This is a genomic window from Clostridia bacterium (assembly GCA_035561135.1).
Taxonomy (GTDB): domain Bacteria; phylum Acidobacteriota; class Terriglobia; order Terriglobales; family Acidobacteriaceae; genus DATMYA01.
On the sequence record DATMYA010000071.1, the window covers coordinates 121,522 to 143,146 of the forward strand.

Below are 21,625 nucleotides of genomic sequence, written 5' to 3' on the forward strand. Positions count from 1 at the left end.
TTTGCCTGCGGGCCTATGTTCCCGGCGCGTGAAACATGAAACAACTTCTTCAATTTTTCGACCCCCACATGCATCCGGAGCTTGCGATCTTCGTTTCGCAAACGCTGGTGCGACTTATCCTGGCCGCGTTTCTCGGAGGCATGATCGGTCTGGAACGTGAATCGAAGCGCAAGGCTGCGGGACTGCGGACGAACATGTTCATCTGTTTTGGGGCAGCCATGTTCACGATCCTTTCAGAGCGGCTTGCGAGTGAGTTTGGAGGCGATCACACTCGGATCGCGGCGCAGATCATTCCTGGCATCGGCTTCATCGGCGCCGGATCCATCCTGCACTCCAGGGCTGGGGTGACCGGCATTACGACGGCGGCAACGATGTTCGTTGTGGCGTCCATTGGGATGGCCGTCGGCGGCGGACTGCTGCTGCCCGCAATGTTTGCCACGCTCATGCTGCTCATCGCGCTGCACTCGCTGGGCTTCGTCGAGACGCGTTGGAACCTTAAGCCGCACATGATGACGTTCGAAGTTCGCGGCAAGAGCGCTGAAGAACTCATCTGGGCGGTCAACGAAATTCTCGAAAGCGAAAATCGCGGGATGCAAAGCGTACAAGTAGGACACACGAACGGCCAGTCGCGGCTTCAGTTCACAGTGGAAGGCATGCGCGAGGAACACAGCGCACTGATGAAGAAGTTACGCATGTCGCCGACCGTATCCAGCGTAGAAGCTGTTGGTGCTGCTGAAGACCAGGAAGAATAATCGGTAAGGATTACGGTGGATCTAACTTTGCGAATTCCATTTGTAAAGGGAAGTGCCTGCGGGAACGACTTCCTCATTGTTGATGGCGCGTACGCCGGCAATGACATCGCGGCGCTCACACGTCGCATGTGCGACCGCAACAACGGCGTTGGAGCCGATGGCGTCGAGTGGCTGTACCCTTCCGAAACAGCCGATGCCCGCATTCGTCTGGTGAACGCCGACGGCTCGGACGCGGAGCTGTCAGGCAACGGGACGCGATGCGTGGCAGCGCACATCGCTTTTGAAAGCGGATTGCAACGCATTCTGATCGCGACCGACGCCGGCGTGAAGACCTGTGAACTGACGAGTCGCGAAGGACCGCTATTCGAGTTCACGACCGCCATGGGAGCACCTAAGGTCTCGGGGGCGGTTGAACTCGCCATAGGAGGCAACGTCGTCACAGGCGTGCCCGTCTCTATGGGCAACCCGCATTTCGTTGTGTTTGTGAATGAGTTTCAGCCCGGCTGGCAGGCCCTGGCCGAAGGCATACAGCGCCAGCCACTGTTCCCGCAGGGCACCAACGTCGAGTTCGTTCGCGTGCTGAACAGTGGCGAGATCGAGATTCGCATCTTCGAGCGCGGCGCAGGAGAAACGCTGTCTTCCGGGACTGGATCGTCGGCTTCGGCTGCTGCGGCCATAGCGACCGGGCGCGTAATGCGTACGCTACAGGTTCATACTCCTGGAGGAAGCCAGCAAGTCCGTTGGGAAGACGAATTGTTTTTGACCGGCCCCGCACGACTGGTCTGCCGAGGCGAGTTTTTCGTTTAAGATTGAGCAGTGATGAAGCGCAACGTGAAGCCTGGCACGAAGATTAAAGGCGAGCGGATCAAGCCGCCGTCTCTGCGTGTGGGCGATACCATCGGCATTATCGCACCGGCAAGCTCTATTGATGCCGAAGCGCTCAAGCGCGGCTGCGCACGACTTCTGACGCTTGGCTACAAGCCGCTATTCTTCGATTCCATTTTCGACAGCGATCTCTACTTTGCCGGATCCGTGCGCCAGCGCGTCAACGATCTGCATGAGATGTTCAGGCGCGATGACATTCGTGCCGTCCTCTGCGCTCGTGGCGGATACGGCTGCAATTACCTGCTTCCGTATCTCGACCTCGAACTGATTCGTTCGCATCCCAAGCCGTTCATCGGCTACAGCGACGTTACGACGCTGCTGACGTGGTTCGTCGATAACGGGCTCGGGGCGTTTCACGGACCCATGGCGACCAAGGACTTCGCTCACACCGATGGCGTCGATCTGGTGTCATGGCGCTCTGTCCTTTCTGGTGACTCCTACACGGCGGAGTTCAATGGCGACATTCAGGTGAAGCCGCTTGTGCCGGGACGCGCGCAGGGTACGCTCTACGGCGGATGCCTCTCCATGCTGACAGCCTCGCTCGGGACGCCGTATGAGATTCGGACCAGGGGCACGATTGTTTTTATCGAAGACATCGCGGCAAAACCCTACCAGGTTGACCGGATGTTGATGCAGTTGAAAACAGCAGGCAAGTTCGCTGGCGTTCGTGGAATCATCTTTGGCGAAATGCTTGAGTGCGAGCAGCCGGGCGCGAGCGATTATGACGTAAGCCAGATCGTCATGCGCATCGTCCGCGACCTTGGAATTCCTGTTGCTTACGGGCTTCCCAGCGGACACGTGACGCGCGCCAACATTACTCTGCCGCTCGGTGTTCGGGCGTCGCTAGTCGTGACAGATAGCTCGGTGCGGCTTGCGTGCAAACCGGCGACCATCGCCGCAGACTCTTCCCAATCGGCCCATTCATGAAGCCTAGTCATATACATCTCATCGGAATTTGCGGCACAGCCATGGCCTCTCTGGCCGGCATGCTCAAGCAGCGCGGCTTTCACGTCACTGGCTCGGATGCGGCAGCGTATCCGCCCATGTCGGACTTTCTTGCCTCGCTCGGCATCCCCGTCGCGGAGCCATATTGCGAGCGCAACCTGGAACCGCGTCCCGATCTCGTAGTGGTTGGCAATGCCATATCGCGCGGTAATCCCGAACTGGAATACGTGCTCGACCATCGCTTGCCGTTTGATTCCATGGCGTCGGTGCTGCATGAGGAATTTCTCAGCGCGCGTGAAACGCTTGTTATAGCCGGCACCCACGGCAAGACGACGACAACGAGCATGTTGGCGTGGATATTCAGCGTTGCCGGACGCGATCCGTCGTTCCTGATCGGCGGCATTGCCGAGAACTTCGGGTCCAGTTTCTCCGTCGCCGACGGGCGCGAATTCATCCTTGAAGGCGACGAGTACGACACCGCGTTCTTCGACAAGGGGCCCAAATTCCTGCACTACTTTCCGTCAGCCGCTATTCTCACGTCAGTCGAGTTCGATCACGCGGACATCTACAAGAGCCTGGACGAAGTTAAAACGGCCTTCAAGCGCCTGGTGAATCTGGTGCCGCGCCGTGGGCGCGTCATTGCCTGGGATGCGAGCGGCAACGTCAGCGAGTGCGTGAGTCGCGCCTTCTGTTCGGTCGAGCGGTATGGATTCGAGCCAAACTCCCACTGGCGCATCGTTGACATGGAGTTTGAAGCCGACCGCACCTGCTGGTCAGTTTGGCGCGAAGGGAAGCCATGGGCAGACTTTGAGTTTCCGCTTGCGGGCGAGTACAACGTTTTGAACGCGACTGCCGCCGCAGCCATGGCTGCCAACTATGGAATCGATCCACAGGTGATCGCCAAGGCGCTGGCGTCGTTCCTCAGCGTGAAGCGTCGTCTGGAGGTCAAGGCGAAGGTTGATGGCATCACCATCGTCGATGACTTCGCCCATCATCCAACCGCAATCAAGGAGACGCTTCGGGCCTTGCGTACGCGTTATGCCGGACGTCGTCTCTGGGCAGTTTTGGAACCGCGTTCGAATACGCTGCGGCGGAATATTTTTCGTCACGAACTGGCGAGCAGCCTGGCACTGGCGGATTGCGTTGTCGTGGCGAGCATTTTTAAGTCGGAAGCCATTCCCGAAAACGAGCGTCTCGATCTTGCCTCGGTTATCGCCGAGGTCAGCAAGGCAGGCATTCTCGCGCGTCAGTTCGCTACCGCCGACGAAATCATTGAGGCGATAGCGCCTGAACTCAAGTGCGGTGACGTTGTCGCGATTCTTTCTAATGGCGGGTTCGGCGGAATCTATGAGAAGCTTCCGGCAAAACTGAAGAGTCTTCACGAGGATTAATCTAGACGTGCATCTACGCGTAAGTGGTCGCCTGCTCAATGTGCAGGTCGCAATATTTCTATCTATATCTCTTCTTTTTCCCTGCATAACAGCAGCCCAGGATTTTGGGTGCGAACCCGGCACTCTGAGGTACCAGGTATCTTTGCGCGACCGAGCGGCACATATTGCCCATGTGCAACTGGCGTACGAAGGCGGCGGCGAACAAGACTTTCAACTTCCTGCCTGGAACGCTCTCTACCAGGTGCGGGACTTCGCCCAATACGTCACTCGAGTCGAGGCGCGTGACGGTGCTGGCCGCTTGCTGAGCCATCGCAAACTGGACAAATCGACTTGGCGCATAGATGCAGACGCAAAGCATGGCTGTTCAATCCTTAGCTATGACGTCGTTGCCGACACCCCGGGCTCATTCGGAGCTCAGATCAATGCCGACCATGCCTTCCTGAACTGGGCCATGGTGCTGATGTATCCCGTTGACGGACGCGCCGCTCCCATCCGTATTCGCATTACCGACCTGCCCACTGAATGGCGCGTTGCCGATGGAGAAGTGTTTCCCAGAACCTCCGACCGTGGCGCTGTGAGCGTGGAGGGTGCGGCCGAGAAGTACGATGCGCTGGTTGACTCGCCGGTGGAGATTGGCAAGTTTACCGAATCTTCTTTCGAAGAGGGGGGCGCGACTTACCGCGTGATCGTCCATGGCGAACCCTCGGACTTCGACATGGCCGCGATTAAAACCATGCTTCGCAAGGTTGTAGCAGCGGCGGTGGACTGGATGCAGGACCGTCCCTACAAGCAGTACACCTTCATCTATCACCTGCCGCGTGGTCCCGCGTCGGGCGGCATGGAGCATGCATATTCCACCGCCATCGACGTCGATGCACAACGCGTGGCAGACCATCCTCTGTCACTCTCAGGCGTGAGTGCGCACGAGTTCTTCCACCTTTGGAACGTGAAGCGCATTCGTCCGCGCACGCTCGAGCCTGTGGACTATACCCGTGAGAACTACACGCGCGCACTGTGGTTCAGCGAAGGCGTCACCAGCACCGTGCAGGAACACATGCTCTATCGCGCGGGCCTGATCGACGAGCAGCAGTTCCTGGATCGGCTTGCGTTCCAGATAAGTTCGCTCGAATCGAGGGCGGCGCACAGCACGCAATCAGCGGAGGAGTCGAGCCTGGACGCGTGGCTCGAAAAGTATCCGTACTATCATCAGCCTGAGCGCAGCGTCTCGTATTACACCAATGGGCAGATACTCGGCGTTCTGCTCGACCTTCGAATGCGCGAGGTGACGCGCGGGATACGGTCGTTGCGCGACCTGTTCCAGTGGATGAATGCGAACTACGCTAAGCGCGGAATCTTCTTCGACGATTCCGTTGGCGTGCAGAAAGCAGCCGAAAGCGTTACCGGCGCGAGTTTCCAGGGGTTCTTTTCACATTATGTCGCAGGTACACAAGAGCTTCCGTACGACGAGTTGTTCCGTTCGGTTGGGCTGAAGCTGGCCCGCAGAACAACACAGGTAGCCAGCGCCGGATTCACTACGAGTCGCAGGTTCGATCAACCGGCTATCGTCACCGGTGTTGAAGAGGGAAGCGACGCGCAAGCGCAAGGCATCGCGACCGGCGACGCAATCTTGGAGATGAATGGCAAGCCCGTGTCCGGTAACTTTGCAGCGACGATAGCCGCAGCGAAAGCGAACGATACGGTGCGGCTCAAAGTCCGCAGCCGGAGGGGCGAGCGCGAAGTCAATATCCGGATCAGCACGCGCATGGGCGATGACTATGTGCTGAATGAAGCGCAGGGCGTCACCAATGCGCAGCGTGCGCGGCGGTTGGCCTGGATGCGCGGCGATAGCGAAACAGGAACTAAAGCGACTCCGATCGCCGGTGCGGCAACCGGAGGTCCACAGCAGTGATACGCGCGATTTTGGCCGTCACGTTCTGGGGCTTGTACGTGCCGCTTGCCGCTTTGATCGGCTTTCCAGTTACATTCCTGACCGGAGACATCCGCCTGCTTTGGCAGTTGGCAATGTGGGGTGCGCGTGGCGGGATATGGGCAGGCGGCGTGCGCGTCCGTGCCGTTGGGCGAGAACATATGGAGCCGAGGCGGCCCTACATCTTCATGTCTAACCACGTCTCCAACCTGGACCCGCCGATCATCGCGCCACTACTCGAGCGTCGCACGTCCGTCTTGGTGAAGAAGGAACTTTACCGACTGCCTGTGCTCAGCACGGCGATGCGCATCGCGCGCCTGGTCCCCGTCGATCGCCGCAATCGAGACGCCGCTATCGAGAGCGTACGCGCCGCCGCCGAGGTATTGCGTTCCGGCCTCAGTATGCTTGTCTTTCCGGAAGGCACACGTTCACGCGACGGGCGTTTGTTGCCGTTCAAGAAGGGACCATTCCACATGGCAATGGAGTCCGGCGTCTTCATCGTGCCCATTACTATGGTCGGAACCCACGAGGCTTGGCCCAAAGGGACATTTGCCATTCATCCCGGACTGGTTACGGCTGTATTCCATGCTCCCATAGACCCCGCGCAATACAGCAGTCGCGAGGAACTCATCCAAACCGTACGCAAGCAGATTGCGAGTGCATTGCCGGAACAGTACCGCTGATCAGCGCTGTATCGCGCGTCCTGTCACGTTCTGCTGCGCATCAATGTCCAGAGCCAACTCCGGAGGACACTTCTCTCCGAGATCCAATTCCTTCCCGGGCACTTGCCGTCCCGTGGAGTCTTCAAAACTCATGAAGACGTGACATGGCGCGCCCGTTTGAATCCAGTGGCGATGAGACTCGTCCTTGCCCAAAAGCGAGCGTCCGAAGCTCCCGCCCTTAAACGTCAACTCCAAATTCCGTAATGGTGCGCCCGAGTTGTTGGATACGGTGACGTACGTCCCAGGATCGTTCTTTTTCGGGCAGGCAGTAGTTATCAGAGCAACAGCGATCACCAGTAGAAGCAGGGCACTGCGACGAAACGAATTTCGGTCTTTCAAAATCGGTGCCTCACAAGAGCAGATTAGCAGGACAGGGATGATGCGCACAGGTACGCCTTATTTGTTCTCGATCAGGCGCGCACTGAGGACGACGCCATTGCGATTGTCGTGCAGTTTGATAGGGAAGATCAGCACATTCCAGTTCCAGTGTCGCGACTTTGTCGGCAAGTGCGGCATGCCTCGCGATCCGCGACGATCGATGTACGTCTCCCGCGTGTCGGCCACGGTGCGAACGATTTCGCGCCACTCATCGCCGAGATCAGGAAACTGGTCGAAAATGTTGCGCCCCGGAAACCATGTACGCTTCTTGCTGATGAGCGCGGCGAAGTATTCGTTAACGTATTGCCAGTTGCCGTCAGCGTCGAGAATCTCAAGCACATTATCGTCGCCCATCGCCATGCTAATTCGCGAGTAGAAGAAATCGCGAGCATCCACCACCACGGGTTTGCCGCGCTTTTTGGCTTCGAAGGAACGCAGCGCATCGACAAGGTCATCGACGGAGCTGTATCCCTTCAGCAGATGCATGTCGGCGATGCCGCCGAACCTACGCTCCAAAGTGGCCGAGAGAATGATGATGGGAACCTGCGGGCGTTTCTTCCGTAACGTGTCCGCGACATCGGTCCCGAACTTTCCTGCTCCAAGATGATAGTCGAGTACAGCGATGTCTATGTCCTGCAGCTTCGCTTCAGCTTCCTCGATGGATGCCGAGGTCACAACCTGATAGCCTTTTTGGCGCAGGATCGTAGAGCGCAGTAGAAGGTTTTCCTGGCGGTCATCGAGCAGTAGAACGCGGATGGGCTTCGCCGGTTGCGCACCCTGCACGCTCTTTCCGAATTGGATTACGTCAGTCATCGTTGACCAGCGCTGGCCTTGCGGCTGGCTGTAAACGTCAGCGTCGTTGGATGCGCGCGTTCTGGCCACCGTGTGATGGCCAGAATTTATTCTTCCGTTTTCTTTCCGGCACGCCGCACGGCTTTCGCGAGTTCAGGCAACTTGTTGAACACGGCAACGGACCGCAGCCACTGTCGATTCTCGATTGCAGGATATCCACTGACCACGGTGTTCGGGGCGACGTCGCCCGGGATGCCGCTTTGCGCCGTCGCGATTGCGCCGTCGCCAATTGTGAGGTGTCCGGCCACGCCGACTTGTCCGGCAAGGATCACGTTCTTGCCAACCCTTGTGGAACCCGCAAGGCCGACCTGCGAGCACAGCATGGTGTTCTCTCCGACAGTGCAACCGTGGCCGACTTGCACCAGGGTGTCGATCTTCGCGCCCCGCGCAACGGTAGTCTGGCCGATACTGGCGCGGTCGACGCAGCTATTTCCCTGCACCTCCACACCGTCTTCGATCACGACTACGCCGGACTGCACGATTTTGTACCAGCCCTTTTCGTCTCGCGCGAATCCGAATCCATCGGCTCCGATAATGACGTTATTCTGCAGGATGACATCGTTCCCGATCCGGCAGTATTCGCGGACAATCGCATGGGCGTGTGCAAAGAACCGGTCGCCAATCTGTGCGCCACGGTAAATCACTACGTGCGGCAGCAGGACGCAGTCGTCTCCGATCACCACACCGTCATCCACAACAACGTATGCGCCAATACTGGCATTCCGTCCGACCCTGGCGTTTGCGTGAATAACCGCCGTAGGATGAACGCCGGGCGCATACTTGGGGGCGCAGTAAAACTGTTCCACCGCGTGCGCAAATGATAGATACGGGTTCTTGCTGCGCAGTACCGGGAGGTTCAGCGCCGGGAAGTCTTCCGACACGATAATGGCGGACGCCCTTGTGGTTTGCGCTGCCGACGCGTACTTAGGGTTCGCAACGAACGTAATCTGCCCCGGTGCCGCTTCCTCGATGCCTGCAACGCCGCTGATCTCAACGTCGCCCGTAGTGTTCTCAATGCGTGCGCCGATTGCCGACGCTATTTCGCTTAGCTTCATACTGTATGGTTTCGTCCTTCTGGAGTGCAAAGAGCCCTGGACTATGGCTCGCTGAACATGGGCAACGGCGCCTGCCGAACATCTTCGGCGCCCTTGCGGCGACGTGCCTGTCCGCCGATGACCGAGAGCACCGCCAACTCCGTAAGCGCCGTGCGCGGCACAAAGATGCGCTGCGTATTCGAACGCGTGTCCGGCGGATTGATAAAGTATCCGTCGGGACCGATGTGCGTTAGTTCGTTCGGCATCAGGCCTTCGAGCACTTCGTTGTCACGGAAACGGAGTCGCACCCACAACCCCTCGACGCGCGGCCTCGTCGTAAAAGTCTTTCGATTCAGAGATTCGGAATCTCCAAACTCGCGAACGAAGTACACGCCCTTAACTTCTTTCAGGTCGATCAGGACGACGTTTCCGGCCGTGTTCAGAATCTCCAATTTGCCGTCGGAAATAAACTCCGCAGACCCGACATATCCAGTAATGAAATCGCGGTCCATCTTGCGGACAATCACTTTTTTGTGGGTAGAGGCCATGACCTGCTTCGGCCGGTTGCTGAATCTCCCGGCAAGACTTGATTTTCGCATCTTTCAGGAAAAATTGGGGTTTATCATTCCAAGTGTAGCCAAACCGTAACCGTGTGTGTTATTGTCTGTGCTTTGTAGCGGAATAGTTGCAGTTGTGCGTAAGTGTATGAACGGGAGAGACTTAGGAGACCAAGGCGGGGCGTTCAACGCTGTTGCCCCACCGCCACTGCGAACTTAATCGTGGTCTCGTAATCAACGAATGGCCGATTACATTTACACCATGGAAACCAGGCTCACGCCTGATCAGATGCGCGGCGTGACTCTGGTGCAAGACATAGCCCGCGCGCAGGGCATGAACGTTTATCTTACCGGCGGCGCGATTCGCGACATCATCAGTGGCTTCGCCATTCGCGATCTCGACTTCACGGTACAAGGCAACGCACTCAAACTTCAGAAAGAACTAGAGCGCGCCGGGGTCCGCATACAGGCCCTCGACGAGCATCTCAAGGTTCTGTTCGTGTTGCTGCCGGGCAGCGTTCGTGCCGAGATCAGCATGGCGCGTGCCGAAACCTACGAGAAACCAGGCAAGCCGCCCCTCGTGGCCCAAGCCACCATCAACGAAGATCTCCGCCGGCGCGACTTCACTATTAATGCGATGGCGCTGTCGCTTAATCCCGGCTCGCGCGGGCTGCTGCTTGATCCATTCAACGGCATCGCCGACATTGAAGCCAAAGTCATTCGTGTCTTGCACAACTATGCTTTCTACGAGGAGCCCTCGCGGCTGATTCGCGCGACGCGCTTTGCTGCCCGCTTCCATTGGCAGCTTGAGGACCGCACTCAGGCTCGTTACGACTCTGCCAAAGAGAATAACTACATTGAGTACATCAGCAGGTCGACTATCGGATACGAGATCGAACAGATTGCTTTCGAAGACGATCCGTTGCAGGTCATGCGTATTCTCGAGAAGGAAGGCTGGCTGAAGGTTCTGCATCCGCATTGGACTACCGCAAAGGTAGAGAGCGCGGAAATGGGCCAGTTGATGAAGACGCGCCAGGCATTGCTCGATTTCGGCTACAACGTCGATGCCGCTCCGGCCGTTATGTACTTCCTTACGAAACGCTTTGGCGACAAGGACATCTCGGAGATCCAGCGCATGATTCCGCGCAAGGATTTCGTAGATGCCTGGAAGCATCTGGAAGACGAAGCCAAAGAACTAGCGAAAAAACTACAGGGCAAAGAAGCTGCAACACCCTCCCGCGCCTGGCAGGTACTTTCAGCCGCCAAGCCGGAAGCCCTGTTGTTTCTGGACGTGACTGTACGCCAGCAGGCGGTCGAGCAGAAGATCAAGAACTTTTTTACCAAATGGCGGCAAGTCAAAGAAAAATTGCCACTTCCGGAGATGGCGGAACTGCGAATTACGCCCCAACTGCCAGAATATCCGAAGCTCGCGGAAGAAGCTTTCCTACTCATGCTGGACGGCAAGTTGCACTCGCACACGGAAATCATCAAGTTCCTGAAACCGTATTCGCCACCGCCCCCACCGCCGCCGCCACCACCGCCGCCAAAGCGCGGACGGGCAGCCAAGGCCGAAGCCGCGGCAGCAGCAGCGGCGGCACTCTTGCCGCCTGTTTCTGGGAAGAAGGGACGAAAGCTCAAGGAGGCCTCACCGGCGCCACCTTCGCCCACGAAAGGGGCGGCAGCACCCGGCGAGCAACCAAAGAAGGTTCAAGAAGAGGCTGTCAAGAAGACGCCTTCAAAGACCGCTCCGGCAAAGCAGCCTGAACGCAAAGCGATCGCGGCGAAGAACGCTCCTCAGGTAAAGAAGGCAGTGCCTAAGGCCCCGGCTAAGAAGGCTGCACCCAGCAAGAAAGCCGCGCCGGCGAAAAAGGCTGTTCCTGCAAAAAGGTTAGCTCCGAAACCGGCAAAGAAGGCAGCCAAGAAGGGTCGCTGATTACGCAGGCGCATCATCGAAACAGTTGAAAGCCGCGCCCCTCTTTGGCGCGGCTTTTTATTTCCAGGTTGCACTGAGCTTGGGCGTTCCTTAGCTGCCGCCTACTCAGTACAATGATTACACCCGCACGCGTTAAGCACGATGGCGTGGCGGAAGAGGGCTTCCCGGAACCGGAATGGCTGAATTCGTTCATCTGCATCTGCACACCGATTACTCCATGCTCGACGGCGCTTGCGACGTCTCCGACCTCTGCAAGCGTGCCAAGGAACTGGGCATGCCTGCCGTTGCCATGACTGACCACGGGAACATCTTTGGAGCGGTGCATTTTGCCAATGCTGCCAAAGAGGCGGGCATTAAGCCAATCATCGGCTGTGAACTCTACGTGTGCAAAAAGGAAGACCACAGGGCGGCACCGGAAGGCGACTCGTATAACCACTTGCTTGTAGTCGCGGAGAACGAAGAAGGCTATCGCAACCTCGTAAAGATTACCTCTGAAGCATCACTTCATGGTTTCTACTATAAACCACGGATTAGCAAGGGGTTTCTGGCAGAGCATAGCACGGGTCTAATCGGACTTTCCGCCTGCCTTAAGGGTGAAGTCGCCGAACGCCTTACAGAAGGCAAGTACGAGGCCGCTCGCGATGCTGCCGTTACCTACAACGACATCTTCGGAAAAGGGAACTTCTTCCTGGAGATCCAGGACCAGGGTATGCCGGAGGAGAAGCGCATTCACGCCGATCTGTTTCGGCTGGAGAAGGAGCTCGGCATTGAGATGGTGGCCACCAACGACAGCCACTATCTCTGCGAGGACGACTCCCACGCGCAGGATGTGATGCTCTGTATCCAGACCGGCAAGTCAATCCACGAGACGAACCGGATGAAGTTCGCTACCAATCAGTTTTTCGTCAAGAGCGCGGACGAGATGATGAAGGTTTTCAGCGGAGCCGAGGCAGTCGTCTCGCGCACGATGAAAATCGCCGAGCGCTGTAACACGCGCATCGACAAGGTGAAGAATCCGTTTCCGAAATTCGATGTGCCGGAAGGCCACAGCATCGACAGTTACTTCGAGCATGTCGTTCGCGAAGGCTTTGCGAAGCGCATGCACTTGCTTCGCGAGTGGCAGGCCCAGGGTCGCCTGCGCAAGAGCTGGGGCGAGTACGAAGACCGACTCAACCGCGAAATCGGCATCATCAAGCAGATGCAGTTCCCAGGATACTTCCTTATTGTCTGGGACTTCATCCGTTACGCGAAGGATCAGGGCATCCCGGTCGGCCCCGGCCGTGGTTCGGCAGCGGGTTCGCTTGTCAGCTACGCAATGGGAATCACCGATATCGATCCCCTCCAGAGCGAGTTGCTATTCGAGCGCTTCCTGAATCCGGAACGCGTCTCCATGCCTGATATCGACGTTGACTTCTGCATGAACCGCCGTGGTGAAGTCATAGACTACGTCACGCGCAAATACGGACGCGACCAGGTTGCGCAGATCATCACATTCGGCACCATGGCCGCCAAGGCCGCGATCAAAGACGTTGGCCGCGTCATGGACATCCCGTACGCCGAAGTGGACCGCATTGCGAAGATGATTCCCGGCACGCCCGGCGTCACAATCAGCAAGGCTATGTCCGACTCGCCGCAGATGGAGCAGGCTTACGCAGGCGATCCGCAGATCAAGGAGATGATTGACACGGCGAAGAAGCTGGAAGGCATGGTGCGCAATGTGGGTATGCACGCCGCCGGAGTTGTCATCTCGCCACAGCCGCTCACGGACCTCGTCCCGCTTCATCGCACGAAAAACGAAGAAATCGTAACTGCCTATGACATGAAGGCAGTCGAGAAGATGGGCCTGCTCAAGATGGACTTCCTCGGTCTGACCACGCTTACGATCGTGGATGACGCGCTCAAGCTCATCAAGCAGGGCCGTGGCGAGGATATCGATCTCGCGAAGCTGCTGTTGGACGACGCCCAGACCTATGAGAAGGTCTTTCACGCTGGATACACCTCAGGCGTCTTCCAGTTCGAATCGCATGGCATGAGAGACGTGCTGCGCCGATACAAGCCGAACACCGTGGAGGACCTCACGGCTCTCAACGCGCTTTATCGCCCTGGCCCGATTCAAGGCGGCATGGTCGATGACTTCATTGAGCGCAAGTGGGGCCGCCGCAAGGTTGAGTACGAATTGCCGGAGCTGGAAGGGATCCTCAAGGAAACGCTTGGCGTCATCGTTTACCAGGAACAGGTAATGCAGATCGCTAACAAGCTTGCCGGCTATTCACTTGGCGAAGCCGATTTGCTGCGCCGTGCCATGGGCAAAAAGAATATCGAGGAAATGGCCAAGCAGCGCCAGCGCTTTATCAACGGCGCTCACGAACGCCACCATAATTCGAAGAAGATTGAAAAAATCTTTGATCTGATGGAGCAGTTTGCCGGGTACGGATTCAACAAGTCGCACTCGGCCGCGTACGCCGTGCTCGCTTATCAAACGGCGTATCTCAAGACGCACTACCCGGTCGAGTTTATGGCCGCGCTGCTTACGTCCGTCACCGGTACGACTGATGATGTCGTCAAGTACATCAAAGAATGTCGCGAGATGGGTATATCCGTCGAACCGCCGGACATCAACGTAAGCGCCGCTAACTTCACGCCGCATGGCAATGCCATTCGCTTCGGCCTCGCAGCCGTGAAGAACGCTGGTCACAATGCAATCGACTCTATCGTGAATGCTCGCCAGGAGATTGGCCGCTTCGAGTCCATTTTCCAGTTCTGCGAGAAAGTCGATCTTCGGCTGTTAAACAAGCGCGTCGTGGAATCGCTCATCAAGAGTGGCGCCATGGACTCGCTTGGCCGACGCTCGCAGCTCATGGCCGTGCTCGACAAAGCAATCGAGCTTGCTCAAAAGTCTCAGCGAGATGCCGATTCCGGCCAACACGGTCTGTTCGGCATTTTCGAAGAGAGCACGCCCACGGGTAAGGAAGACAGCTTGCCTGACGTGCCCGACTGGGACGAGCACCAGCGATTGCAGGCGGAGAAAGAAATTCTCGGCTTCTTCGTCAGCGGACACCCACTAGAGAAGTATGCCGGCAAGGTTCAGGACTTCGCCGCCAAGTCGTCGGCCGACATCGCCGCCATGACGCGCCCAACCGGCAAAGGCGAGGAGATATGTACGGCGGGCCTCATCAGTAATCTCAAGGTGATGAAGTCGAAGAAGGGTGATCTGTACGCCAATGCCATGCTGGAAGACATGGACGGCGCAGTTGAAATGATTGTCTTCCCGGAAGCATACAAGCGCCTGTCGGAAAAGGTGAAGCTCGAAGTTCCCGTTCTCGTTCGTTGCGGAGTGCGCGTTGAAGAAGGCGCGAATCCAAAGATTTCTGTCTCCGAGATTACCTCCCTCGAGCAGGCCAAACCCAAGTTGCCACGAAACTTGCGCCTTCGTATTCAGCTAGATACCGCGACGGAAGAGACCATCGAAGCCCTCCATCGCATCTTCACCGAGTGCAGGGGCGATGCCAAGGTGCTCTTCGATCTGGAGCGCAAGGGCGAGTACGTGGTTGTGATGGAGGCGGAAGGCTATAATGTCCTGCCGGACCGTATGTTCATGTCCCGCATAGAAGAACTCTGTGGACGCGGTAGCGTAAAGATCGTCGACTGATGCTGTCTATGACGACGTCAGCCTGGAAGCCGTCCGGTGTTAGTCAGATCAAGGACGCCGCACCGCCATCATGGAAACAGTTAGGAATCCTGCCAGTGCTGGAGTTTTGGATATCAGCCGTGCAGGTAGAAATTAACGCGTCCGAGGAAACGAAACTACCCATTATGGAAGCTGGCACGAAAGCTCAACAGGAACTGGAAAAGATCGAGAAGCAGATCGAGCAACTGGAAACCGCAGCAGGAGAGAACCAGGAAGCTCATCGACAACTACAGGAGCTTCACGAACGCGTATCGAACCTCCGGCGCCAAGTGACCGCCAACATGGGTGCGTGGCAGAAGACCGAACTGGCACGCCATCCTCAGCGCCCGTACTTCCTTGACTACGTCGAGCGCATCTTTACCGACTTCAGCGAAATTCATGGCGACCGCGGCTTTGCCGACGATGCAGCCCTCATCTGCGGCATGGCCCGTTTTCACGGAGACGAGTGCCTTGTGCTCGGCACCCAGAAAGGCCGCGACACCAAGCAGAAGGTTCATCGCAACTTCGGCATGCCTAGCCCTGAGGGCTATCGTAAGGCCCTCCGCGCCATGCGCATTGCAGAGAAGTTCAACCGCCCCATCTTCACCTTCGTCGATACTCCGGGCGCATACCCCGGCCTGGGCGCAGAAGAGCGTGGCCAGGCAGAGGCCATCGCCCGCAATCTACGGGAAATGTCTCGCTTCAAAGTTCCGGTGATTGTAACTATCACTGGCGAAGGCGGTTCTGGCGGCGCGCTGGCTATCGCCATTGGCGACCGCGTGCTCATGATGGAAAACTCCATTTATTCCGTCATCTCGCCTGAAGGTTGCGCGTCGATTATGTGGCGCGATCCCATGAAGCGCGAAGTTGCGGCTCAGGCCATGCGTATAACAGCAAATGACCTTGCGGAACTCGGCATTATTGATGCCACCGTTGCCGAGCCCGCAGGCGGCGCGCACAATGATCATGAAGAGGCAGCGAACCTGCTCGACCTCGAATTACAAAAGCACTACCTCGAACTCAAGAGGATGACAGCGCAAGCCATGCTCGAGGCGCGCTACACTAAATTCCGCAAGATGGCGCAGTTCTACAAGGAAGAGTAGGATCTGCGAGATTCGGAAAAGCAAACGCCGGGGCTTCTGCTCCGGCTTTTGTTTTTGGCCACCCGGATAGAATTTGCTCTACGCGGGACGGGCATTCACCTTGAGCCCGAGTGCAGTGTCGTCACACGACTTATGTTCATACGTCATCCACATCTGTGATTCTGGTTGTTGTAGAATTGATGGCATTGTCCCCTTTGCTGGTAAGCAGTCTCACTCTTCAGCTCTTTTGAGAAGGACGGTGTCATGGCCACCACTGATTTAGCGGTGCACGAACGTGCATCTGGCCGATTAGGGCGGGAGCCCATCGTGAACGACTTGAGCATTCAGGTCGCAACGGTAAACGGCTCAGGTTCGCAGTCGGCGAATACGGTGCTATTGCGCTCCATCTTCCAGATGGGAATCCCTGTTTCGGGCAAGAACCTGTTTCCTTCGAATATCGCGGGCTTGCCGACCTGGTACACCATCCGCGCCAGTAAGCACGGATACATCGCTCGCAAGAAGGAAATCGACTTCCTGATAGCCATGAATTCAGAGACGGCGAAGGACGACGTGATGTCGCTTTCGGCGGGTGCCGCCGTTCTGTATGACGAGCCTCTGAACCTGAAAGAGCTGCGCTCAGACCTTGTCTTCTACTCCGTGCCCTTCGACAAGATCGTCGCCACGGTTTGCTCTGAAGCCAAGTTGCGCAAACTGGTCAAGAACATGATTTACGTCGGCGTCGTTGCGCAGTTGCTTTCGCTCGACTTAACCGAGGTGGAGAAGGCTGTACGCAAGCAGTTCGCTACCAAGGTGAAAGCCGCTGACCTGAACTGGAACGCCGCGAAGGCCGGATACGACTACGCTGCTGCTTCATTGACAAAAGAGGATCCCTGGTCTGTCCAGCGCATGGACAAGACGAAGGACATGATCATCATCGACGGTAACTCGGCATCGGCACTGGGCTCCATGTTCGCCGGCGTGACTGTTGTTACCTGGTATCCCATCACGCCGTCTTCGTCGGTGGTTGAGACGTTGATTGAGTACATGAAGGAGTACCGCATTGGACCGGATGGCAAGGCCACCTTCGCCATCGTTCAGGCGGAAGATGAACTGGCTGCCATTGGCATGGTCCTCGGCGCAGGGTGGGCCGGCGCGCGTTCCATGACTGCCACCGCAGGCCCGGGCATCTCGCTGATGGCCGAGTTTGCCGGCCTTGGATATTTTGTCGAAGTGCCCGGCGTCGTCTGGGACGTGCAGCGCATGGGACCTTCCACCGGACTGCCGACGCGTACCTCACAGGGCGACATCTTGAAAGTCGCACTGCTCTCGCATGGCGACAGCAAACATCCCATGCTCATCCCATGTTCGGTTGCCGAGTGTTTCACCATGGCAAGTGAGGCATTCAACCTTGCGGAACACTTGCAAACGCCAGTGTTTATCATGTCCGACCTTGATCTCGGCATGAACTACTGGATGAGCCCTGCATTCGAATACCCGACCGAGCCCATCCGTCGCGGCAAGGTGCTCGGCAAGGAAGACCTGGAGCGCCTCGGGTCATTCGCCCGCTACAAGGACGTGGACGGCGATGGTATAGCCTACCGGACTTTGCCTGGCACAGAGCATCCCGCAGCTGCCTACTTCGCTCGTGGCAGCGGGCACAACGAGAAGGGGCAGTACAGCGAGCGCCCTGACGATTACCAGAAGAACATGGACCGCCTATCGCTGAAGTTCGAGACAGCGCGCACGCTCGTTTCCAGGCCTGTTCTTGAGAGCGCCAATGGATCGGAACTGGGCATCATCGCCTACGGAACCTCGCACTGGGCGCTGATCGAAAGCCTCGATCAATTAGAACGCGAGCACGGCATCAAGGCTGACTATCTTCGACTGCGCGGCTTCCCGTTCAGCACGGAAGTTCACGACTTTATCGCTCAACACAAACGCGTGTACGTCATCGACCAGAACCGCGACGCGCAGATGTTGCAGCTACTCAAGCTGGACCTGCCGGCATCCGAAGTCGGCAAACTGCGCAGCGTCCGCCACTACAACGGTCTGCCGCTCGATGCGCGAACCGTAACTGATGAAGTCGTTTTCCAGGAGGGCAAGTAATGGCCACCACACCTCCAGTTGCAGCCAAGACAAACCGCGCAGGTCTCACTGTCGTCGACTACCGCGGTGGCAAGACCACGCTGTGCGCAGGCTGCGGGCACAACGCTATCTCTGAACGCATCATCGACGCGTTTTACGAGATGGGCATACAGCCCGAGCGTGTCGCCAAGCTCTCCGGCATCGGATGCTCATCGAAAAGCCCTGCCTATTTCATGGGCAGGTCGCACAGCTTCAACTCTGTGCACGGACGCATGCCGTCCATGGCAACGGGCGCTGTGCTTGCAAACAGCAAGCTCGTTGCGCTCGGCGTCAGCGGCGACGGAGATACTGCTTCGATTGGCATCGGTCAGTTCGTACACCTGATGCGCCGCAATCTGCCGATGATCTACATCATCGAAGACAACGGCGTGTATGGGCTTACGAAGGGGCAGTTCTCGGCAACGGCCGATAAGGGCTCACGGCTGAAAACCGGCGTCATCAACGAACTTCCGCCGATCGACACGTGCGCGCTAGCGGTTGAACTCGGCGCCACATTTGTCGGACGCTCCTTCAGTGGCGATAAGCGTCAGCTCCACTCGATGCTGAAGGCCGCTATCGCGCATAACGGCACTGTGATGATCGATGTCATCTCGCCATGCGTCACCTTTAACGATCATGAGGGTTCCACGAAGTCTTATAAATTCATGAAGGACCACGAAGAGCCGCTGCACGAGATAAGCTTTGTGCCTTCTTTTGAAGATATCGCGATCGATTACGAGCCGGGGACCAGCATTAACGTAACCATGCACGACGGCTCGCAGCTCCGCATGCGCAAGCTGGAAGAGGACTATGACCCGACGAACAGGATCGGAGCAGTCAAGCGCATTATGGAATCACATCAGGCAAATGAGGTACTCACCGGCGTGTTCTACATCAACGAGAACGCCCCTACGTTCCTCGATCTGCTGAACATGACTGACCAACCGCTGGCAACACTTCCGGAAGAGCTTGTGCGCCCACCCAAGAGCGTACTCGACGCCTGCATGGATGAGCTCCGATAACAGCATCGCGGAAAATGCGAATCACGCCTGGCCTCCGAGCCAGGCGTTTTCTTTTGATAAGCACGATTGGTTGGCAGCTCCAGCGAAACGGGCCAGCACAACATCCTCAAAAATTGCGTTTTCTCCGCCTCTCTACGCTGCCAGGGGGTCGTCTTTCTCTTCTCCCTGGTTTCGCTTCTGCCGCTCACCGGGGTCCTGATCCTGAAGCTCGGCTTCTGCATCAGCGTCAGCATCACGAGGCCTACCCTGGTTCGCCTCCGGACGATCACCACCGGCAACCTCCGGTTGAACATTGACGCCTTCCGGTCCTTCGCGCAGAGCCTTATTAGGAACATCCTGGTCCGCGCTCAGCACATGCGTACGGTCTTCTGCGACGTTGGCCTTCTGCTCCGGACTGTCCTGCTCGACTCCGCCTTTCTTCGCATCGCTATCGTGCCGCGTAGTCTTTTTCTGTTTAGGCATGGGTGACTCCGAGAGGGAAGATGTGCCGGAAACCGCAGCTGTTGCCCTCAAAGTGCCCAGGTCCAACCTCTGCGTGCTAGCCACTTCCTCGCACACTTTCAAGGGATGTATGCGAACTTCAGCGTGAGCTGCCAGCAGAAAATGCAGCTCTCGATTCCGCAAAACTTTCGCGAAACGAGCGTGTTTGCGCAATTAGATTGATCGCCTCGATCCAGGGAGGGGTGGGGCGGAGAGTTGGTGAATCGACCGCGTATTGCCTGACGAGAGAAGGCAATTCTGGTCAAGAGTTGTTGGTGTGTGGAGCGGAAGAGGGTGCCCGCAGGCGTTACCTGGGGAACTCTACACACCGTCGCGCGAGCCGTTCCCGAGAGAATCGGTTCGCCAGGAAAGGCGGTTCCCGGGTCTCCCCGGCCGACGGAACCGCCTTTCTCTTTGCGCTGCAGTTGCCATCCGGCTACAATCCCGGCAATGAGTTCGCCAGGCACCCTGTTCCGTCCATATCAAAAACTCGTCTCGATTCGCATTAAGGAGCGCGAGTTCCAAGTCGCCGAGAACAACATGCTCTTGCGCTGCCTGCAATACCTGGCCGCCGAGGATGTCGCGCACGGGCGCTTCTGCTGGAATGAGGAGTGCCAGTATTGCCGCATTACCTATGACATGGGGGAGGGCACACCAACGCATACTGCGTTGTCCTGCAAACTCATGGTCAAGGAAGGCATGCGAGTGAAGGACATGCAGCTCGAAGTTCGCTACTGCTTGCGAAGCCTCAACCTCACCGTCCCTCAAGAGCGATGACCCGAGCGGTCTCACGCCGCTGTTGGTGGTAATTAGCGGTTAGTAGATTAAACAGAAGGCCGCCGTTGGCGGCCTTGTTTGTTGGCAAACTGTTGCGTGAAAAAGAGAAGCGTCGTCCTGAGCGACGCGAAGGATCTGCTTTTATCCTCGGCCGATAAACGCCGCCTACCGGCGGCGGGTGGCCGAGGGCTTCGTGCCCGTGACTCCAGCTTTGCGCAGACGCTCGCGTGCCTGCTGTGCCTCAATCGACCGCGGATAGCGCTGCATCAGGCTGTTCAGTTCTCGGACGCCGGCATCGCGCTGTCCGAGTTCGAGCAGCGCATAGCCTTTCTTCAGCTGTGATGCCGCGGCTTTGTTGCCACTCGGATACTGTTCCAGGACCTTGTCATAATCCTTCACTGCCTGCTCAAAATTTCCCTGCCGATACTCGATGTCCGCGACATAGAACTGAGCGTTGCCCGCAAGCTCCGTTGTTGCATAAAACTTCAGATAATCGGCGAACTGCCCCATCGCCAGATCGTAGCGGCCGGAGTTGTAATCACGTAGCGCGTTGTTGTAGAGGACGTCGGCCGGAGGTGCCGCGGGAGGGGCGAGAGCCGCACCCATCCCAGGCTGCGCGGCGTTCAAGTTTTCGCTCGCGGCGTTCATGTCGTCGAGCTGTTTGCTCAACTTTGCCATGCGCGCTTTCATCTCGTCGAGCGAGTCATGCAACGACTGCACCTGTCCTGAGACCTGGTCGATCTTTGCCTGTGTGTTTGTGTTCTCTTGTTGCAGGGAACGCTGCACGGTATCGACGCTGGCGGCAAGCTTGTTGACGTTATCTGTGCTTTGCTCGATCAGGTTCCGCATCACGCCCATGCGTTCGTCAAACGTCTGCTGCATGCGCGCCATCTGGTCGGACAGAGCCTGCACCTGTGTTTGAAGCTGGACGATCTCTTTGCTGACGGCGAAAGCCGGGGTTACCGGCCCGATGAGCATCGCCAGCACTGCAATCAAAGCGATTAGTTTCTGAGATTTCATAAGGCTGTCCAGTTTGATGCCGAACTGCTGCTTCCCGGCAAATATGGTCGGAGCAGGAAGGCGAGTTAGCCAGACCT

The 21,625-nt window shown here is 57.4% G+C and carries 18 protein-coding genes; 12 read left to right on the forward strand and 6 right to left on the reverse strand.

Annotated elements, in window-relative coordinates; translation table 11 throughout:
• Window positions 1–35: 35 nt before the first annotated feature.
• The 6 genes from VN622_14885 to VN622_14910 are packed head-to-tail and all read left to right on the forward strand — an operon-like array spanning window position 36 to window position 6,583.
• A complete protein-coding gene (locus tag VN622_14885) occupies window positions 36–752 on the forward strand; it encodes an MgtC/SapB family protein (GenBank protein HWR37146.1) in 717 nt (238 codons plus the stop codon).
• Between the two features lie 27 nt (window positions 753–779).
• Entirely contained in the window at window positions 780–1,559 is a 780-nt protein-coding gene (gene dapF, locus VN622_14890; protein HWR37147.1) for a diaminopimelate epimerase, read from the forward strand.
• A gap of 12 nt (window positions 1,560–1,571) precedes the next feature.
• A complete protein-coding gene (locus VN622_14895) occupies window positions 1,572–2,564 on the forward strand; it encodes an LD-carboxypeptidase (GenBank protein ID HWR37148.1) in 993 nt (330 codons plus the stop codon).
• Window positions 2,561–3,973: a UDP-N-acetylmuramate:L-alanyl-gamma-D-glutamyl-meso-diaminopimelate ligase gene (mpl, locus tag VN622_14900; protein HWR37149.1), complete on the forward strand. Its 1,413-nt coding sequence runs from the start codon at window positions 2,561–2,563 to the stop codon at window positions 3,971–3,973. Before VN622_14895 ends, mpl begins: the two co-directional genes overlap by 4 nt.
• A gap of 40 nt (window positions 3,974–4,013) precedes the next feature.
• Entirely contained in the window at window positions 4,014–5,882 is a 1,869-nt protein-coding gene (locus VN622_14905; GenBank protein HWR37150.1) for a PDZ domain-containing protein, read from the forward strand.
• Complete coding sequence (locus VN622_14910; protein ID HWR37151.1) at window positions 5,879–6,583, forward strand: lysophospholipid acyltransferase family protein; 705 nt, start codon at window positions 5,879–5,881, stop codon at window positions 6,581–6,583. Before VN622_14905 ends, VN622_14910 begins: the two co-directional genes overlap by 4 nt.
• Here the strand turns inward: VN622_14910 and VN622_14915 are convergent, their stop codons facing one another.
• The 4 genes from VN622_14915 to VN622_14930 all read right to left on the reverse strand — a co-directional run bounded on the left by VN622_14915 (window position 6,584) and on the right by VN622_14930 (window position 9,434).
• The gene (locus VN622_14915) at window positions 6,584–6,961 is read right to left on the reverse strand and encodes a hypothetical protein (GenBank protein ID HWR37152.1); all 378 of its coding nucleotides are present in this window, start codon (window positions 6,959–6,961) and stop codon (window positions 6,584–6,586) included.
• Window positions 6,962–7,018: 57 nt separating this feature from the next.
• Complete coding sequence (locus VN622_14920) at window positions 7,019–7,813, reverse strand: response regulator (GenBank protein HWR37153.1); 795 nt, start codon at window positions 7,811–7,813, stop codon at window positions 7,019–7,021.
• Between the two features lie 86 nt (window positions 7,814–7,899).
• The gene (gene lpxD / locus VN622_14925) at window positions 7,900–8,907 is read right to left on the reverse strand and encodes a UDP-3-O-(3-hydroxymyristoyl)glucosamine N-acyltransferase (GenBank protein HWR37154.1); all 1,008 of its coding nucleotides are present in this window, start codon (window positions 8,905–8,907) and stop codon (window positions 7,900–7,902) included.
• A 41-nt stretch (window positions 8,908–8,948) separates the two neighbouring features.
• On the reverse strand, window positions 8,949–9,434 hold the full coding sequence (locus tag VN622_14930; GenBank protein HWR37155.1) for a hypothetical protein: 486 nt from the start codon (window positions 9,432–9,434) through the stop codon (window positions 8,949–8,951).
• Between the two features lie 250 nt (window positions 9,435–9,684).
• Between VN622_14930 and VN622_14935 the strand changes: the two genes are divergently transcribed.
• The 5 genes from VN622_14935 to VN622_14955 all read left to right on the forward strand — a co-directional run bounded on the left by VN622_14935 (window position 9,685) and on the right by VN622_14955 (window position 19,271).
• A complete protein-coding gene (locus tag VN622_14935; GenBank protein ID HWR37156.1) occupies window positions 9,685–11,376 on the forward strand; it encodes a CCA tRNA nucleotidyltransferase in 1,692 nt (563 codons plus the stop codon).
• Window positions 11,377–11,551: 175 nt separating this feature from the next.
• Complete coding sequence (dnaE, locus tag VN622_14940) at window positions 11,552–15,025, forward strand: DNA polymerase III subunit alpha (GenBank protein HWR37157.1); 3,474 nt, start codon at window positions 11,552–11,554, stop codon at window positions 15,023–15,025.
• A 164-nt stretch (window positions 15,026–15,189) separates the two neighbouring features.
• Window positions 15,190–16,146 (forward strand): acetyl-CoA carboxylase carboxyltransferase subunit alpha, encoded by a 957-nt coding sequence (locus tag VN622_14945; protein ID HWR37158.1) that lies wholly within the window; start codon window positions 15,190–15,192, stop codon window positions 16,144–16,146.
• 243 nt (window positions 16,147–16,389) lie between these two features.
• On the forward strand, window positions 16,390–18,231 hold the full coding sequence (locus VN622_14950; GenBank protein HWR37159.1) for a 2-oxoacid:acceptor oxidoreductase subunit alpha: 1,842 nt from the start codon (window positions 16,390–16,392) through the stop codon (window positions 18,229–18,231).
• Entirely contained in the window at window positions 18,231–19,271 is a 1,041-nt protein-coding gene (locus tag VN622_14955) for a 2-oxoacid:ferredoxin oxidoreductase subunit beta (GenBank protein ID HWR37160.1), read from the forward strand. The genes VN622_14950 and VN622_14955 overlap by 1 nt, the downstream gene beginning before the upstream one ends.
• A gap of 132 nt (window positions 19,272–19,403) precedes the next feature.
• On the opposite strand, the gene VN622_14960 is transcribed toward VN622_14955, so the two are convergent.
• Window positions 19,404–19,733, reverse strand: a complete 330-nt coding sequence (locus VN622_14960; protein HWR37161.1) for a hypothetical protein — start codon at window positions 19,731–19,733, stop codon at window positions 19,404–19,406.
• A gap of 468 nt (window positions 19,734–20,201) precedes the next feature.
• On the opposite strand from VN622_14960, the gene VN622_14965 reads away from it, so the two are divergent.
• A complete protein-coding gene (locus VN622_14965) occupies window positions 20,202–20,528 on the forward strand; it encodes a hypothetical protein (protein ID HWR37162.1) in 327 nt (108 codons plus the stop codon).
• A 165-nt stretch (window positions 20,529–20,693) separates the two neighbouring features.
• On the opposite strand, the gene VN622_14970 is transcribed toward VN622_14965, so the two are convergent.
• Window positions 20,694–21,548, reverse strand: coding sequence for a tetratricopeptide repeat protein (locus tag VN622_14970; protein ID HWR37163.1), 855 nt, complete (start codon window positions 21,546–21,548; stop codon window positions 20,694–20,696).
• Window positions 21,549–21,625 lie beyond the last annotated feature (77 nt).